Raw genomic sequence first — 16726 nt, forward strand, 5'->3', positions numbered from 1 at the left:
TACCTGCCGGGAAGCGAGTATCCAACGCCATGGATGGCGAGCTTAAATACGTCCATGTAGTCTGGATTCGCTACGCGCTCTAACGGGTCCGGCAATCCCTGCCGGAATGACGGTCTTCCCACAGACTTGTGTAAAGATGAACGCGGCGCGTGGGAACGAGATAAAGAAAAAATCCCTCTCAACGCCCAAGCAACTCAAGCATTTCGTCCCTGCTAATCACTTCTTTCTCTTGTAGCAAATTAGCCAGTTTTTCCAATGCAGGCCTGTTTGCGGTGATGATTTCACGCGCACGTGTTTCAGCTTCTTCGACCAGCGCCATTATCTCGGTATCGATAAGCCGGGCTGTCTCATCGCTGTAATTGCGATACTCTGAAACTTCTGTTTCCAAAAACTGGAGTTGCTGGCGTTTGCCGTACGTCAACGGCCCCATTTTTTTGCTCATGCCCAAATTACAGACCATGCTGCGGGCAATCTCGCTGGCTTTTTCCAGGTCATTCTGGGCGCCGGTTGAGATGCTTCCCAAGACGATCTCTTCGGATATGCGTCCGCCCAGCAAAATGGCCAATTGATCTTTAAGTTCATCTTCGGTCGATAAGAACTTTTCCTCTACCGGCAATTGCAAGGTAAAGCCCAATGCCGATACGCCGCGCGGAATGATGGAGATTTTATGCACCGGTTGTCCGGTCGGCACATGCTCGGCGACCATCGCGTGTCCTGCTTCGTGGAAAGCTACCCGGCGCTTTTCCTCGGGGTTTAAAACCCGGTTCTTCTTTTCCGGCCCGGCCAATATCCGGTCGATCGCCGACTCGAAGTCTTCTCTTTCGACCTTATCGTGACCGACCCGCGTCGCCATAATCGCCGCCTCATTGGCTATATTGGCAAGGTCCGCACCCACCAAGCCCGGCGTACGCTTGGCGACGATGGACAGGTCGATGTCTTCAGCCAGCGTCAGTCCTTTGGTATGCAATTTAAGAATCTCGATACGATCCCGCAAATCCGGCTTATCAACCACAATCTGGCGGTCGAAACGCCCGGAGCGCAACAGCGCTTTATCAAGCACTTCAGGGCGATTGGTTGCCGCCATCACGACTACCCCGACCGAGGGATCAAAACCGTCCATTTCGGTCAGCAGCTGGTTCAAGGTCTGTTCGCGCTCGTCATGACCGCCGATCATCACCGGACCGCCACGGGTGCGGCCAATGGCGTCGAGTTCATCAATAAATATGATGCAGGGCGCTTGATTCCGCGCCTGTTCAAACAGTTCACGCACTCTGGCAGCGCCCACGCCGACAAACAGCTCAATAAATTCAGATCCGCTGATGTTAAAGAACGGCACCTGCGCTTCCCCTGAAACAGCGCGCGCCAGCAGGGTTTTTCCGGTTCCGGGCGGCCCCACGATCAACACACCTTTGGGCATGCGTCCGCCTAATTTCTGGAATTTTTCCGGTGTTCTTAGAAAATCGATGGACTCGTTAAGTTCCTGTTTGGCGCTATCGGCACCGGCCACATCATCAAAGGTAATCTTGGCCTGGGTGTCCTGATGTATGTGAATTTTGTTACCCAAATTAAGAAAAGACTGCGCGCCACCGGCCGCAGTGCGACGCATAACCCATGACCAGATAAGCACCAGGATTAGCATCGGGATGATCCAGTTGAAAAACAGATTGGTTAGCCAGTTCTCGCTGCTTCTGACCACAAAATCAACTTTGTTCTGCTCCATCATTTGGGCAAGATCATTTTGCCACAGCGGAATCGTCATGAAATTTTTGGCCGGCTGTTTCGGATCGTCAGACTTGATAACGCCGGTAATATACCGCTCGGTTACCACCGCCTTGTCGATTTTTGCCTCTTTGACCAGCTTAATAAACTGGCTGTAGGGGATTTCATCGCGCTGCACTTCCTGAACACTATTAATAAAAGTCAGCAGCAGGATGAATAACATCACAAAGAAAAAAAACTTTCTTTGTTTGGAACCGGCGCTACTTTGATCCGACGGTTTATTGAGCTCCTTCTCCGGCCCCCGTTTGGATAAATAATTTAAACCAGTCATCAATAATTTTTTCAGGTAGATGAAGAAATTACCCAACAATGTGAGCGCCGTTTTAAAAATAGTGTTCTTTGAATCACCCATTGTGATGATGCCTTGCTACGCTTCTCCGATTTTGAAAATGATCGACAGACTGATCAAGCATTGAAACAATCTCTTCACAGTCAATAATGTTTTTACTTCCGCCACGAATATATTCAGCCAGTTGAGTGATTGCCGCCCAGTTTGCATCGTTATTTACAAAGTCAAATGCGATGCTGAACAACTCATCCAATTTTTCATCTCTTTGTTGTTTATCGGTAGAGAAGCTTTGTAAATACTCGTTAGCCAAGGCAAGATCTGAACTGCCGCCATAGTTTTTTAAAGCTTTCAGATTAACTAATTGATGATTGAATAGCTCATCATCAGTTTCGGCGACATGCTTGGCTTCAGCCAGAGGCCCGATCAGCAGATTAATAATATCCGCCTCAAAAGCCGTCGTGTAATCCTTTACCAATTGCATCATTGCGTCATTGTGTTTGGTTAATTCACGCACCAGGCTATCAATAGAGGGCGGCAACGATTCGATTAACCGGCCTCCTTCCACTCGTGCAATACAATCGTCATGGGTTGTCTGGTAAGCCATGACATCGGCGTCGGTCACGCCGCCCATATCCTTAAAAATAATCTTAAAAAAAACCGGCGGCAGCTTTCTGGCTTTGTTATTTAAATGAATGCCCGCCGCATGTCCCGCTTCATGAAAAGCAACACGTTGTTTATGCTCTGTTAATTTATCCAGGTCGAGTACCTCGATTATCTTGTTTCGTTTCATAATTAAATACCCTAGCTTTAAGTCAATATCATTGTGATCTGAGAAATTATTCGACGTCCTGAAACCAATAGAAGTATTGATTTTTAATTTCTGACTCGGCCTCCAGCCAGTCTTCCATTTCATGCCCAACCACAAACCCCCTTTTTTCAGCTTTGCAGTAAGCGCGTTCTGCAATCATTTTTTGAAGTTCTTCCCTATCAATAACCCTCTTATTTGACTTTTGCACTGAATTAAAATCGGCCACAATCTCACCCCCCGCGCGCTCCGAAGGAATATCCCCCGTATCTTCATTCTATGTACAAAGAGATAGCGGAACAATTGGTATAAATACGTATTGATTCTAACATTAAAAATGAGTCGATAATAAGCTATATAAATACCTCTGTCTTTTTTATAGCGTCATGAGCCTGTTAAACCCTGAAAGACATTACTCGCTTATCAATGTTCGAAAGACATTTGACCAAGGCAATACCGGAGAACTGTATAAATGCCCCTGTCCTTCATCGCAACCTAAATCCATCAATCGGCGTTGCTGGGCTGTCGACTCAATCCCCATCGCAATAACCCGTAAATGCAAACCATGACCCAAGGCTATTACCGCACGGGCAATGTCTTCATCATTGGCGTTATTGAGTACATCAACGACAAATGAGCTATTAATTTTCAATTTTTTCACAGGAATACGTTTTAAGTTGTTAAACGAAAAACAGCCCACGCCAAAATCATCAATCGTTAAATCTATTCCCAATGCAACCAACTGATTGAGCGCTTTTATGGTTTGTTCGGAATTATCCATAAAACCGTTACCGGTAAGTTCCAGCTCAAGAGAAGACGGCTCAAGCCCGGTCGATCGTAATATCCGCTCAACCGTAGCAATAAAATCGGAGCGTAAAAACTGAATTGCAGACACGTTGACGACCATTTTATTGACTTGCAAACCCTCATCCAGCCACCGCCTCATCTGCATACAGGCGTTTTGCAATACCCATTCGCCGAGCGCTACGATAAACCCGCTTTCCTCGGCTATGTATATAAACTGCTTGGGTGACATCAATCCCAGCTCCGGATGCATCCAACGCACCAAGGACTCAACGCCTACCAATTTTCCGGTTTTAAGACAAACCTGCGGCTGGTAATACAAAATCAATTCATGTCGCTCTATGGACTGGCGTAACGCGTATTCCATCGACATTTTCTCAAACGCTTCCGTGGTTAACTCCAGGCTATAATACTGAAAGTTATTCCGCCCTTCTTTCTTGGCTCGATACATAGCCGCATCGGCATTCTTAATTAAAGTATCCGTATCACGTCCATCCTGCGGAAACAGGCTTATACCCACACTGGTCGATATTTTTAAGCGGTATCCTTTGATATAAACGGGGGCGTTAAAGGTCTCGATCAGCTTTTGTGCGAGCTTGGCGGGATTTTTAGCATCGGGAATATTTTCCATAAACACCACAAACTCATCCCCGGCATAACGTGAGACAGTGTCTTCTTTTCTGACCAGGTTTTTTATGCGTTTTGCGACTTCCCTTAACAATCCATCGCCGACCGCATGACCGTAAGTATCATTAATGCCCTTAAAGCGATCAAGATCAAGAAACAATACGGCAGCCTGCGAACCCTCCCGCAGTGCATTTTGCAAGGAATGATCAATACGATCCTTCAACAACAATCGGTTTGGCAACCGGGTCAATGGATCATGGTAGGCCAAAAAACCCAGATGATCCTGGGCTTTCTTAAAATGCGTTATATCCATAAACACATGGACATAGTGGGCTACCTCGCCGCTTGAATCCTTTACCTCGCTAACGGTAGTCCATGAGGGAAAATCCATAGTGTTTTTATGACGACGCCATACCTCGCCCTGCCAGCTGTTTACAGTCCCGGTAAGATTGCTTAATTCGTCGTCAATTTTTATGCTATTTTTCTTTGAGTGTAAAAAATGAGCGTTCTTCCCGTAAACCTCCTGCTGGGTAAAACCGGTTATTGTGGTAAACGCCTCGTTAACCGAAATTATTTTTTTGTCTTTGTCGGTAACGAATATGCCCTCCCCAATATTGTTAAAAATCACCGAAGCCATACTCAACTTGCCTTCGGACTGCTTTTGCAGGGTAATATCGGTCAATGTCATTAATACCTGATGAGGCTGACGCTCGCCTGCCCTGAATTCGGGCACTGAATTAACGACAACCCAGAAATAGTTTTGCCGCTCCGAATTAAACAGCCCCATGACCACACCTTCCACGGGTTTGCCCGTACGCAAAGCCAACATTGAAGGCTGTTGTTCCTCCGGAAAAACCGAACCGTCTTCCTTGATCGCCTGAAAGCAAGAATCAACAAACTTACGTCCTATAATGACGTCGCGAGGAAGTCCAAGAAGATGCTCAGCGGCATGATTGACAGCCATCACAATACCCGTCGCATCCAGATAAATAACACTCTGGTCGATATTTTCAAATAAGCTGCGATATTTGGCCTCACTCACCCGCAAGGTATCGATGGCCAGACTGCGAGTCGTTAATTGAGGCATCATAAAAAAAAACGAAGTAAAGGCGCCAAAATCTTCCTTAAGTTTTTCGAACATTGCATTTCTACTCCTTTGGATGACAAATCTATCCAGCATTTGATTGGGTAATTTCCAAGAATTAAGTAATTTTTTTAAAAAGTACTCAGGTAACCCTCAATAAAAAATATACCGTAGAACCGTTCCAGGAGCCTGCGCTTAGCCAAAGGAAAAAGCTACCCCGACTAAAACCATCCGAAAACACACAGTGATTTATCACAAATACTACAGGCGGTCTGAGCCGCCGGCTATTCAGGCTTACTTTTTTTGCAAAAAGCAATCCACTTCGCAACCTTACTTACACTTCAACGAAAAAATCTGGGTTTCTTATCTTCTGCATGGGCGTTTTTCTTTGATTTGGTTTTCACTTCTTTGTAATATTCAACCTCATCATTCATAAATTGCTTTTCCTTCAGCTCAATATCAGTGCCGGAAATTTTATATTGCCAGTTTGTACCCAACTGTTGCATATCATCGTCTAAATTAGTCGTTGCCATATCACTCTCCGGACTTTCTAACATTGGACTCATAAGAATTAACGAGAGCCCGGCCCCCCTCATAACGCTCCCGTTAGCTTAAAAACAGCCTAACGACGGTTACCAGGTGTGGATTAATAGGCACCTGCAGGCCACTCCATTAATTTATGGCTAAATCTTATAGCAAAGAAAATAACTGCAAAATTCGTACGCATACCTAAGTAGTTTTGCTTATGTATTTCCACCCATTAATACCGTACATTATTGATGAGTTTTTAAAAATAGACAGCTCATACTGGGACTTGTTGACGCTTAAAAAATATAAATTAAAAACAATTACTTATACCTATCCGCATGATTTATAAAACAGTTGATTTAGTTACCGTTGGCTACCGAATGCCAACAGATTCCAGTGTTTTTTTACAAGCCGTTTTGATTGATGAGAAAGCTGTCAAGCTAGCTTACAAATTGGATTTTTTTGTCTAAAATGTAAGAATAGACTCACAAAACAAAAGACTAATTCCGTAAAACCTGACATATTACTGAAAAAACTTAACAAAATAAGATACTAATTCTGAAGGAGAATGGCGTGTTTATTCTTGGGAATCATCTTATTTAGCCAACCTGCAGAAACGGATACTGGTTTATGAGCAAGTCACCTGATGGGCATCTGAATACCGAGAGTCTTGACTACAAAGCAGAAGCTTTACTCGATAAGCATCGCGAAGCCATCCGCAAACGCGCGGAAATCATGCTCCAACACTCGGGGGCCGATATTGCCCGCATGTCTACTGACGACATTCAAAAACTGCTGTTTGAGTTTCAGGTTCATCAAATAGAACTGAAAATGCAGAACGAGGAATTAAACAGGGCACATCAGGAATTGGCTGCATCCCGCGATACCTACGCGCAACTTTATGATTCATCTCCTGTAGGTCACCTGACGTTAAATGACGCGGGGATCATCCAGAAAGCCAATATGACGGCCGCAGCCTTGCTGGGTGATCCAAAAGAAGAGCTGATCAACAAGCGATTGGGGAAATTTATCCACCCTTCCGATCAGGATAATTATTACTTGTTTATCCATCGCCTTTTAGCCCAAAAAACCGGCCAAGCCCTTAACGCCACAACCAAAGATGCAGAGGACTCGCCCACTCATCCAGAATGCAAGTACTTTCAACTTTGCACGGATGCCTCGCAATCAGGCGATAAAAGCAAAATATTAACGTATATCGAATGCTACGCAAGAGTCGTTTACAACGATAAAAACGCGTTACAAATATGCCTGACCATTAATAACATCACCGAGCGTAAGCAAGCGCAAGAAACCATCGCCTACCTTAATGAAAAACTGGAAGAAAAAGTTCGCAGACAGACCAGCGAACTGATTGTAAGTAATTTGAGCTTAATGAAAAAAGTTGAAGAACTCCGCCGCTCCAAACACCAACTACTGGAACGGGAAGCCAAACTCAATTCCATTTTTAATGCATCCGTAGAGGGCATTATCACGATTAACATGTCCAATATCATCGTATCCGCTAATGCCGCAGTGGAAACCATTTTCGGGTATAAACCGGAAGAGCTGATTGGTTGCAGCATTAACAAACTCATACCGTCATCGCCAAGAGAAATGAATGATTGCAGCGAGCCTCATTCAGTCAAACATATCGGTCAAATTCAGGAAGTTGAAGGCATTCACAAAAACGGCTTTGCGGTGCCTTTGGACCTGTCCATCGCGGAGTTTTCAGTCGACAATGCACACTATTTCACTCATATTGTGCGTGATGTGAGTATACGCAAACACCGGGAACAGCAAGACAAGGAGCATCTGAACGAACTCGCCCATGTCACTCGCCTTGGGCTGATGGGTGAAATGGCGTCAGGCATTGCCCATGAAGTCAATCAACCGCTGTCTGCGATTTCCAGCTATACGCAAGTCAGTTTAAACCTTATTAACGCTGAAAATCCCGACCTGGTAAATCTCACAGAGGTGCTGTACAAAACCCAGCAGCAGGCGTTAAGAGCGGGCCGGATCATTCATCGCATGAGGGAGTTCGTCAAATCCCATGCAAAACATCGATCAACCGCCGAAATTAATAGCTTGATTCATGAGGCTGTCAGCCTGTGTATCGCCGACCTTAAACAAAACTGCATAAAGCTGACATTTGAGCTGGAAAGCAATTTGCCGCCCATCTATGTCGACCATGTACAAATTGAGCAGGTCATCATCAACCTGCTCCGAAACAGTATTGACGCATTAAAAACATTACCCGCAAAACAACAACGCCAATTAGCTATTCATAGCCGATTGACACTCAATAACAGCATACAGGTCCGGGTGAAGGACAACGGACCGGGACTCGACACAGACCAACAACAAAGGATATTGACCCCTTTTTACACCACCAAAGCGGACGGCATGGGCATGGGACTATCCATCAGTCGCTCACTTATCGAAGCCCATGAGGGTACGTTGCATTTCAATAGCCAATCTGGAAAAGGCACCACTTTTTATTTTATTCTACCCATACGGAGAAAATCTGATGAGCATTAACAACTCAACACCGCTCGTTTATTTAGTTGACGATGAATTCGCAATACGTGACTCACTGACTCTCTTGATTGAATCGACGGGACAGGCGGTCAAGAGTTTTGAATCCGCTGAGGCATTTTTGAATAACTATACGCCTGATCAGCCGGGATGCCTGCTCTTGGACGTTAGAATGCCGTTAATGACCGGCCACGAACTTCAGAGCGAATTATTGAACAGAGGGATAAATATTCCCATCATATTTATCAGCGGTCATGCCGATATTGCCGACTCGGCAAAAGCATTCCGATCCGGGGCTGTCGATTTTCTGGAAAAACCGTTTAATAACGAGGTGTTGCTGGAACGAATCAATGAAGCCATTAAAAAAGATATTACGTTCAGGGAAGAATTTGTCAAAAAACGCCGCATACAGGACCGCATCGATCATTTAACAACAAGGGAAAAAGAAGTGCTGGGACTGATCGTCAAAAGTCACTCCAATAAGGAATCCGCAAAAATACTCAATATCAGCAATCGCACCGTAGACGTACACAGGGCAAGCATCATGGAAAAAATGCAGGCTGAAAATGTCGCCGAACTGATAACGATGGTCATGTATTGTGAAGCGCCGAACAGCAGTTCACTGGAAGAAAGGTTTCATTAATGATCTTATACCCCTGCCGGAAATTTTATATTTCCCACGGTTATCGATCAGGTATCCGGACTAATTCGCGCTAAGCCCCCATTCGACAAGCTCAGGAGAACCTGTCATGAGCTTGTCGAAGGGGCTCAGCATGGACGATTTATGTCCTTATATCGTTTAACCAGCAAAAGTCCACCCCATAGCAACGACAGCACCATAATTACGGAACCGATCGCAAAGACCGCCTTAGCCAGGGAATGGTCGTATTGCAAAAGACCGGACTCGGTCAAAAGATACTGCCAATCGTGAAAACCATAGGGTGCCGAATGACCGAAATTACCGCCCAATAGCGGTAACTGCCCTGCTCGCGCATCGTTCATATACGGCGCAATATCCAGAAAATTTTCGCCGACCCACCATAACGCGACCGATGCGCCGAACGGATCGCGAGTTTTGACCAATAACACGCCCGTGCAAATCGACGGCATTAACAGCTGTCCCAGCGTTCCGCCTAATGAAGTAATAAATGTGCCGAACGGCCTGAAAATAATATGTCCCGCCTCATGAAAAGGCAGATTGACCAGATGCAAAAAAGAGTTTCCAACCGCATTGCTTTCGATAGATGGGCTTATAAGCTGCCAGCTCCAAATAACGAGACCCGCCAAAATAATCGCCCTGCCTATAAAATCAGCCAACGTGGTTTGTTGCGTCTCGTGAAACAGAAATTGCGTCAGCGGCTGGGCTTCATCGTCTTCATAAAGCGTCACAATGGGCGGCTGAACATCCTGTCGAGCCGACTGTTCAGGATGATATTTCAGATACTTCTCGAATACGATGCCGCAATGAGGACAAATTTCACTTTGTACATGCAGCTCATTCAGGCATTTAGGACAGTTCATGGATTCTTTGATACGTTAAGATTAAACAGATCATTCCGGTGTAATCGTTCGTGGCGAAAAAACGCCCTTAAGAGTTCCTGTGGTATATTTTATCGGCGATTCGTTCAGCTTAAGATTTTAACCCCTTACACCCGTTTTCAGGAGATAACATGCCGAAACCCGTCACCCCTTTGTTGGCAGCCGATATTTTAATCGAACTGATCGACCAACCCGACCGGCCGTTTGTGCTGATCGAACGCGCCTATCCGCCTTACGGCTGGGCAGTGCCGGGCGGTTTTGTCGATGTTGGCGAAACCGTTGAACATGCGGCGATTCGCGAAGCCAAGGAAGAAACCTGCCTGGATATTACCCTGACCGCTTTGCTGGGCATCTACTCCAATCCCGAACGCGACTCCCGCAATCATACCGTCACCGCCGTCTATATTGCCGAGGCCACCGGCATGCCGCGGGCCGCGGATGATGCAAAAAATTTCGGCCTTTTTACCTTTGATAATCTTCCCGCCGTGCTGGCATTCGACCATGCCCAGGTTGTGGAAGATTATAAAAATTACCGGATGACTGGAAAAGTTACGCCATTGCGGGTGTAATAACTAAAAAAGCCTTTGTCCACGAAAAGCACGAAAAAGTCTTAAAAATTTCGGAGTTCAAAGCTCCCGCTCCTCGGCAACTGCTCCTGCGTTGCTCTACCTCCTGCATCCATGCAGTCGTGCTCACGCCCCTTACCTACATAATCCACAGGGATGTGGTGAATGCAGATATTGCAGGAGCAAATATCTGTCCATGTAGGCAAAGCTGGCTTTGAATGATTTACAAGTACAAGGCCAGCCTTGTACTCCAGTAATACACGAAGCTTATCTTGATCCATTTTTCGTGCCTTTCGTGCTTTTCGTGGACCGCGTTTAAATCAGTCCTCCATCACCGGCGGACAGCTGCAAAACACATGCCGGTCGCCATAAACATTGTCGATACGGCCGACCGGCGGCCAGTATTTATCATCATGCTGGTCGTTATTAGGAAAAAACGCCTGTTGTTTTGAATAGGGAAGATTCCATTCCTCCAACAATAAGCGATGAGTATGCGGCGCATTATGCAGCAAGTTGTTTTCAGCATCGGCAGCGCCGGTTTCTATGGCCTTGATTTCCTCACGGATAGCGATTAACGCTGCACAAAAACGGTCAATCTCGGCTTTGTCTTCGCTTTCGGTAGGCTCTATCATCAAGGTGTCGGCGACCGGGAATGACACGGTGGGCGCATGAAAACCATAGTCGATCAGGCGTTTGGCAATGTCTTCGACGGTGACATTGCAGGTCTTTTTAAAGGTATGGCAATCGATAATGCATTCATGCGCGACCCAGCCGTTTTTGCCGGTATATAAAATCGGGTAATACGGCGCTAAACGTTTGGCGATGTAATTGGCGTTCAGGATCGCGGTCAATGTCGCGCGTTTTAAACCGGCTGCGCCCATCATCGCGATATACGCCCAGGAAATAGTGTAGATGCTGGCCGATCCCCACGGTGCGGCGGACACCGCGCCGATAGTGCCGTGCTCGCCTTTGGCCGGGTTGACCCCTTCAACAACCGGATGGTCGGGCAGGAACGGTGCCAAATGCGCGCCCACGCCTATCGGGCCGACGCCGGGACCTCCGCCGCCATGCGGAATGCAGAAGGTTTTATGCAGATTAAGATGGGCGACATCGGCGCCGATTTTGCCGGGACGGCTCAAGCCTACCAGCGCATTAAAGTTGGCGCCGTCCAGGTAAACCTGTCCGCCGTGCTGGTGGATCAGGTCGCAGATTTCCCGAAACGCCTGTTCGAACACGCCATGCGTGGACGGATAGGTGATCATCAATGCGGCCAAGGTGTGTTGATATTCAACCACTTTGGCGCGCAAATCATCCAGGCTGACGTTACCGTTGTCATCGCAGGCGACCACCACGACTTTAAGCCCGGCCATCGTAGCACTGGCCGGATTGGTGCCGTGCGCGGAAGCGGGTATCAGGCAGATGTTGCGCTGCGCCTGGCCCCTGACTTCATGGTATTTGCGGATCACCAACAGACCGGTGTACTCGCCTTGGGAACCGGCATTGGGTTGCAGGGAGAAAGCATCGAAGCCGGTCAGGTCGCATAACATGTCTTCCAGCTCGGCAAACATCTGTTGGTAACCGTGAGTCTGGTACAGCGGCGCGAACGGGTGCAGCGCGTTAAATTCATAATAGGAAATAGTCTGCATTTCCGTCGCGGCGTTCAGCTTCATGGTGCAGGAACCCAGCGGTATCATCGATCGGTCCAGCGCTATGTCGCGCCGGGCCAAGCGGCGCATATAGCGCATCATTTCGGTTTCGGAATGGTAGCGGTCGAACACCGGATGTTGCAGGATTCGATCATTGCGCAACAAGGCTTCCGGGATGCATTCGCCCACTGTCGCATCCAAGCCGTTGATGTCGGGGAGATCGGCGGTGGCGGAGGCAAAAACCTGCCAGACATCCCTTAAGTTTTCCCGCGTCGTGGTTTCGTCCAATGATATGCCGATATGATCCGCATCAATCACACGCAAATTGATATTGGCTTCCGTGGCCTGGGCGGCGATGCGTTTCGCCCGGTTCGGGGTGCTGACCACCAAGGTGTCGAAATAACAATCGCTCAACACTTGATGGCCCAGTTGGGTAATGCCTGCGGCCAGGATTTGCGTGTAACGATGCACCCGACCTGCGATCAGGCGCAAGCCTTCCGCTCCATGATAGACCGCGTAAAATCCGGCGATCACCGCAAGCAGCACTTGGGATGTACAGATATTGCTGGTGGCCTTGTCCCGGCGGATATGTTGCTCTCGGGTTTGCAGCGCCATGCGCAACGCAAGCTGGCCGTGACTGTCTTTGGAGACGCCGATAATGCGACCGGGAACCGAGCGTTTGTAGTCGTCTTTGGTCGCAAAATACGCGGCATGCGGGCCGCCGTAACCCATCGGCACGCCAAAACGCTGGGAGTTGCCGACCACGATATCGACGCCGAATTCGGCAGGCGGTTTCAGCAGCACCAGCGCCAGCAAATCCGCCGCGACCGTGACCAGCGCCGATTTGGCCTGGGCGATGGCGGTGACTGCGGTCAGGTCTTTTATTTCGCCTTTACCGCCCGGATATTGCACCAGCAGCGCAAAAAAATCGTATTGCTCCAGATCGTGGAAAGGATCGGCGACGATAACCTCGTAACCCAACGAACGGGCGCGGGTCTTGATCACCGCGATGGTCTGCGGGTGACAGTCCTGATCCACGACTATGCTGTTGGCTGTGCTTTTGGACAAACGCCGCGACATAGTCATCGCTTCCGCCGCCGCGGTGGCCTCATCCAGCAACGAGGCGTTGGCAAGCGCCATGCCGGTCAAATCGATAATGACCTGCTGAAAAGTGAGCAGCGCTTCCAGCCGCCCCTGGCTGACTTCGGCCTGATAAGGCGTGTAAGCCGTATACCAGGCGGGATTTTCCAGCACATTGCGCTTGATCACCGCAGGCATGATGGTGTCGTAATAACCCATGCCGATCATTGAGGTGAACACTTTATTGCGTTCGCGCATTTTGCGCAGATGCTTGATCACGGCGCGTTCGCTGACCGTTTCGGTCAGTTTTAACGGTTCATGATTCAGGATATTGGCCGGAATGGCCAGCTCGATAATATCTTCCAGTTCGCTGATGCCCAGCTCTGTCAGCATGTCTTGGGTCTGCTGCGGATTGGGGCCGATGTGGCGGTTGATGAAATTACCGCGCATTTCCAGTTGAGCTAAACCAGGGCGAGATGTAGTCATGATGGGTAACCACTCAGCGTTAGAAAAATAGAATTCAGGGAAAAGCTATTGTCCACGAAAAACGCGGAAAAAAATATACGTCCAAAGGTCAAGACCGGCCCGCCACTCTGCCGGAGTCTGGTTTTTTCGCCTTGCGCCCTTCGCCCTTCGCCTATCTATCTATAGTAGCGATGAGGGATAAAAGGCAATGGAGTCAGGGTGACTGTAATCCGGTGGTCGCGAACCATGGTGTATAGCGGACTACCCAAGTCAACGGTATACGGATCAAGCATCGCCATAGCAATCGGCTGGTCCAGGCAGGGAGAAAAACTGCCGCTGGTCACATAGCCTACGGCGATACCTTCACTGTTACAAATTACACTGCCTTCCCGCACCGGTATTTTGCTATCGATCAGCAACCCGACGCGGATTTTTTCCGATCCGTGTTGCAACTGAGCCAGAATTTTTTCGGCTCCGGGGAAGTTATTATCGGCTTTTTTAATCAGCCACTGGAGACCTGCCTCTACCGGCGTAATCGACTCATTAAGTTCATGGCCGTACAGGCATAGGCCCGCTTCCAGGCGCAAGGTATCCCTGGCCGCCAAACCTATGGGTTCTACATCGTCTTCGGCCAGCAACAGACGGGCGAGTTGTTCCGCATAATGATGGCCTACCGAGATTTCAAAACCGTCTTCGCCGGTATAGCCGCTACGGCTGACGTTGCATTTTATGCCCTTGATGTTTGTTCCACAGGCTTGCATAAAGGAAAGTTCGGCGGCTTGTGCCGAAAACTTTTCCATGATCGATGCGGCGGCAGGACCTTGCAAAGCAAATAAAGCCTGACTGGTCAGTTCATTAAAACAACACCGCCCCCCTAAATGGCTATACAGATGCTTAAAGTCTTTGTCTTTGCAGGCAGCATTCACAACAATCATCAAACCCGTATCGATACGGGTAATGATGATGTCGTCCATAATCCCGCCATCGCTGTTGGTTAATACCGTGTATTTCTGATCGCCGGATTTAAGCCCTGAAATGTCGCTGGGTATCAGTTGCCCAAGTTCAGGAACCGCGTCATCGCCGAGAATCAGGCACTGCCCCATGTGCGAAATGTCGAAGAAACCTGCGTGGCTGCGGCAGTGCAGATGTTCATGCAGCGTACCATTACCGTATTGCACCGGCATAAGGTAGCCGGCAAACGGCACCATCCTGGCGCCCAGCTCAAGATGCAGATTGTAAAGCGGCGTTTGTTTTAACATGGAATATTTGTCTTCGCGTGTGAGCAAGGCTGTAGTTTAGCCATTTGTTCGATTATTTACCACGAACAGCGTGAAGATCATGAAGAAAAAATATAACGGCAAGAGCGCACGGCTAACATGGATTGCACGAGATTCCATCCAAACTCTCCGTCGCTTACTTGTTTTAGTTTTTTAGATTAAAGCCATAGCTTGTATAATCTCCGCTTTGTTTCGGCTAGTTATCTTGCTGCACTCACTTCTTATTTAAAATCTCAGAGAACTCTATGGCGCTGTATTGTGGAATCGTTGGCTTACCCAATGTTGGAAAATCGACCTTATTTAATGCATTAACCCGTGCGAAAATCGCGGCCGAAAATTACCCCTTCTGCACTATCGACCCCAATGTAGGCGTAGTTCCCGTGCCTGACAGCCGAATGGACAAGCTGGCGGAAATCGTAAAACCCGAGCGCATGTTGCCTACCACGATTGAATTTGTAGACATCGCAGGACTCGTTGCAGGCGCATCGAAAGGCGAGGGCTTGGGCAACCAGTTTTTAGCCAATATTCGCGAGACGGATGCCATTGCCCATGTGGTGCGCTGCTTTCAGGATGATAACGTCATCCATGTCGCCGGAAAAATCGATCCACTCTCCGACATCGAAGTCATTAACACGGAATTGGCCTTGGCCGATATGGCTTCCGTTGAAAAAGCCTTGCTGCGTGCGAGCAAGGCGGCCAGAACCGGCAACAAAGACGAACAGGCCAAAAAAGATGTGCTGGAAAAGGTTTTCAAGCAACTGGATTCGGGCGAACCTGCGCGAACCCTGCCGTTAACCGAGGATGAAAAAGCCCTGATCAGGGACCTGTGCCTGATGACGCTCAAACCGGCCATGTACATTGCCAATGTGCAGGATGACGGTTTCGAAAACAATCCATTGCTGGATAAAGTGCAAGCGCTGGCCGAAAAAGAAGGCGCCATGGTCGTACCGATCTGCGCAGCCATAGAAGCGGAAATAGCTCAGCTGGACGAGGAAGAAAAGAAAGAATTCCTGGACGATCTCGGCTTGGAAGAACCCGGCTTAAATCGTGTTGTTAGAGCCGGATATAAACTGCTGAACCTCGCGACTTATTTTACTGCCGGAGTAAAAGAAGTCAGGGCCTGGACTATTCCGGTCGGAGCGACCGCGCCCCAGGCAGCCGGTGTCATTCACAGCGACTTTGAAAAAGGCTTTATTCGCGCCGAAGTCATTGCCTACCAGGATTTCATCGACTATAAAGGCGAACAGGGCGCCAAAGACGCCGGTAAATGGCGGCTTGAAGGCAAAGACTACATCGTTAAAGACGGCGACGTAGTGCATTTCAGATTCAACGTTTGACAAAGTAAGAGCGGGTACTTATAATTCCCGCTCTTTAAAAGACCTGTTTAAATGGCGATGTAGCTCAGCTGGTTAGAGCACGGGATTCATAACCCCGGGGTCGGTGGTTCAAGTCCACCTATCGCCACCATACAAATCAAGCGCTTAGGTTAAAACCAAGTGCTTTTTTTATGCCTGAAATAAAAATTATCCTAATTCTGTCCCCTTTCTAAAAAAAGTCGCAACGACTGCCAATCGCCACACACACAAATTCCGAATCACTTGCGCATCATCCGCAAATCGTCCGGTCGGCTCAATTCAGTGGCGACCAGTGGGTAGACAGAGCCGTCCACGGCCGTGCAACACACTCGTCCGTGTGAGTATCG

General features: G+C 48.1%; 13 protein-coding genes and 1 tRNA gene. 6 read left to right on the forward strand and 8 right to left on the reverse strand.

What is annotated here, in order from left to right:
- Positions 1–178: 178 nt before the first annotated feature.
- From ftsH to METTU_RS16245, 5 genes are all read right to left on the reverse strand, one after another.
- A complete protein-coding gene (gene ftsH / locus METTU_RS16225; protein ID WP_254258084.1) occupies positions 179–2050 on the reverse strand; it encodes an ATP-dependent zinc metalloprotease FtsH in 1872 nt (623 codons plus the stop codon).
- Between the two features lie 73 nt (positions 2051–2123).
- Positions 2124–2858, reverse strand: coding sequence for a hypothetical protein (locus METTU_RS16230; protein WP_006892876.1), 735 nt, complete (start codon positions 2856–2858; stop codon positions 2124–2126).
- A 46-nt stretch (positions 2859–2904) separates the two neighbouring features.
- The gene (locus tag METTU_RS16235; RefSeq protein WP_254258018.1) at positions 2905–3102 is read right to left on the reverse strand and encodes a DUF2934 domain-containing protein; all 198 of its coding nucleotides are present in this window, start codon (positions 3100–3102) and stop codon (positions 2905–2907) included.
- A gap of 183 nt (positions 3103–3285) precedes the next feature.
- A complete protein-coding gene (locus METTU_RS16240) occupies positions 3286–5445 on the reverse strand; it encodes a sensor domain-containing protein (protein WP_006892878.1) in 2160 nt (719 codons plus the stop codon).
- Between the two features lie 284 nt (positions 5446–5729).
- Positions 5730–5921 carry a hypothetical protein gene (locus METTU_RS16245; RefSeq protein ID WP_040580926.1) on the reverse strand — a complete coding sequence of 64 codons (192 nt, stop codon included), beginning with the start codon at positions 5919–5921 and terminating at the stop codon, positions 5730–5732.
- 333 nt (positions 5922–6254) lie between these two features.
- On the opposite strand from METTU_RS16245, the gene METTU_RS24865 reads away from it, so the two are divergent.
- The 3 genes from METTU_RS24865 to METTU_RS16255 all read left to right on the forward strand — a co-directional run bounded on the left by METTU_RS24865 (position 6255) and on the right by METTU_RS16255 (position 9094).
- A complete protein-coding gene (locus METTU_RS24865) occupies positions 6255–6386 on the forward strand; it encodes a hypothetical protein (RefSeq protein WP_302050595.1) in 132 nt (43 codons plus the stop codon).
- A gap of 160 nt (positions 6387–6546) precedes the next feature.
- Positions 6547–8454 (forward strand): PAS domain-containing sensor histidine kinase, encoded by a 1908-nt coding sequence (locus METTU_RS22670; protein WP_006892881.1) that lies wholly within the window; start codon positions 6547–6549, stop codon positions 8452–8454.
- Positions 8444–9094, forward strand: a complete 651-nt coding sequence (locus tag METTU_RS16255; RefSeq protein WP_006892882.1) for a response regulator transcription factor — start codon at positions 8444–8446, stop codon at positions 9092–9094. The genes METTU_RS22670 and METTU_RS16255 overlap by 11 nt, the downstream gene beginning before the upstream one ends.
- A gap of 125 nt (positions 9095–9219) precedes the next feature.
- Here the strand turns inward: METTU_RS16255 and METTU_RS16260 are convergent, their stop codons facing one another.
- The gene (locus tag METTU_RS16260) at positions 9220–9972 is read right to left on the reverse strand and encodes a zinc ribbon domain-containing protein (protein ID WP_006892883.1); all 753 of its coding nucleotides are present in this window, start codon (positions 9970–9972) and stop codon (positions 9220–9222) included.
- A gap of 149 nt (positions 9973–10121) precedes the next feature.
- Here METTU_RS16260 and METTU_RS16265 point away from each other — a divergent pair, with 149 nt between their 5' ends.
- Positions 10122–10559 (forward strand): NUDIX domain-containing protein, encoded by a 438-nt coding sequence (locus tag METTU_RS16265; RefSeq protein WP_006892884.1) that lies wholly within the window; start codon positions 10122–10124, stop codon positions 10557–10559.
- Positions 10560–10876: 317 nt separating this feature from the next.
- On the opposite strand, the gene gcvP is transcribed toward METTU_RS16265, so the two are convergent.
- Together gcvP and gcvT are read right to left on the reverse strand one after the other, a co-directional pair.
- Complete coding sequence (gene gcvP / locus METTU_RS16270; RefSeq protein ID WP_006892886.1) at positions 10877–13768, reverse strand: aminomethyl-transferring glycine dehydrogenase; 2892 nt, start codon at positions 13766–13768, stop codon at positions 10877–10879.
- A gap of 155 nt (positions 13769–13923) precedes the next feature.
- The gene (gene gcvT, locus METTU_RS16275) at positions 13924–15033 is read right to left on the reverse strand and encodes a glycine cleavage system aminomethyltransferase GcvT (protein ID WP_302050596.1); all 1110 of its coding nucleotides are present in this window, start codon (positions 15031–15033) and stop codon (positions 13924–13926) included.
- Positions 15034–15269: 236 nt separating this feature from the next.
- Between gcvT and ychF the strand changes: the two genes are divergently transcribed.
- Positions 15270–16361, forward strand: coding sequence for a redox-regulated ATPase YchF (ychF, locus tag METTU_RS16280; protein ID WP_006892888.1), 1092 nt, complete (start codon positions 15270–15272; stop codon positions 16359–16361).
- A 53-nt stretch (positions 16362–16414) separates the two neighbouring features.
- Positions 16415–16491: transfer RNA gene (locus tag METTU_RS16285), tRNA-Met, on the forward strand.
- Positions 16492–16726: the final 235 nt, after the last annotated feature.

This window comes from Methylobacter tundripaludum SV96, assembly GCF_000190755.2.
Lineage (GTDB): Bacteria > Pseudomonadota > Gammaproteobacteria > Methylococcales > Methylomonadaceae > Methylobacter_A > Methylobacter_A tundripaludum.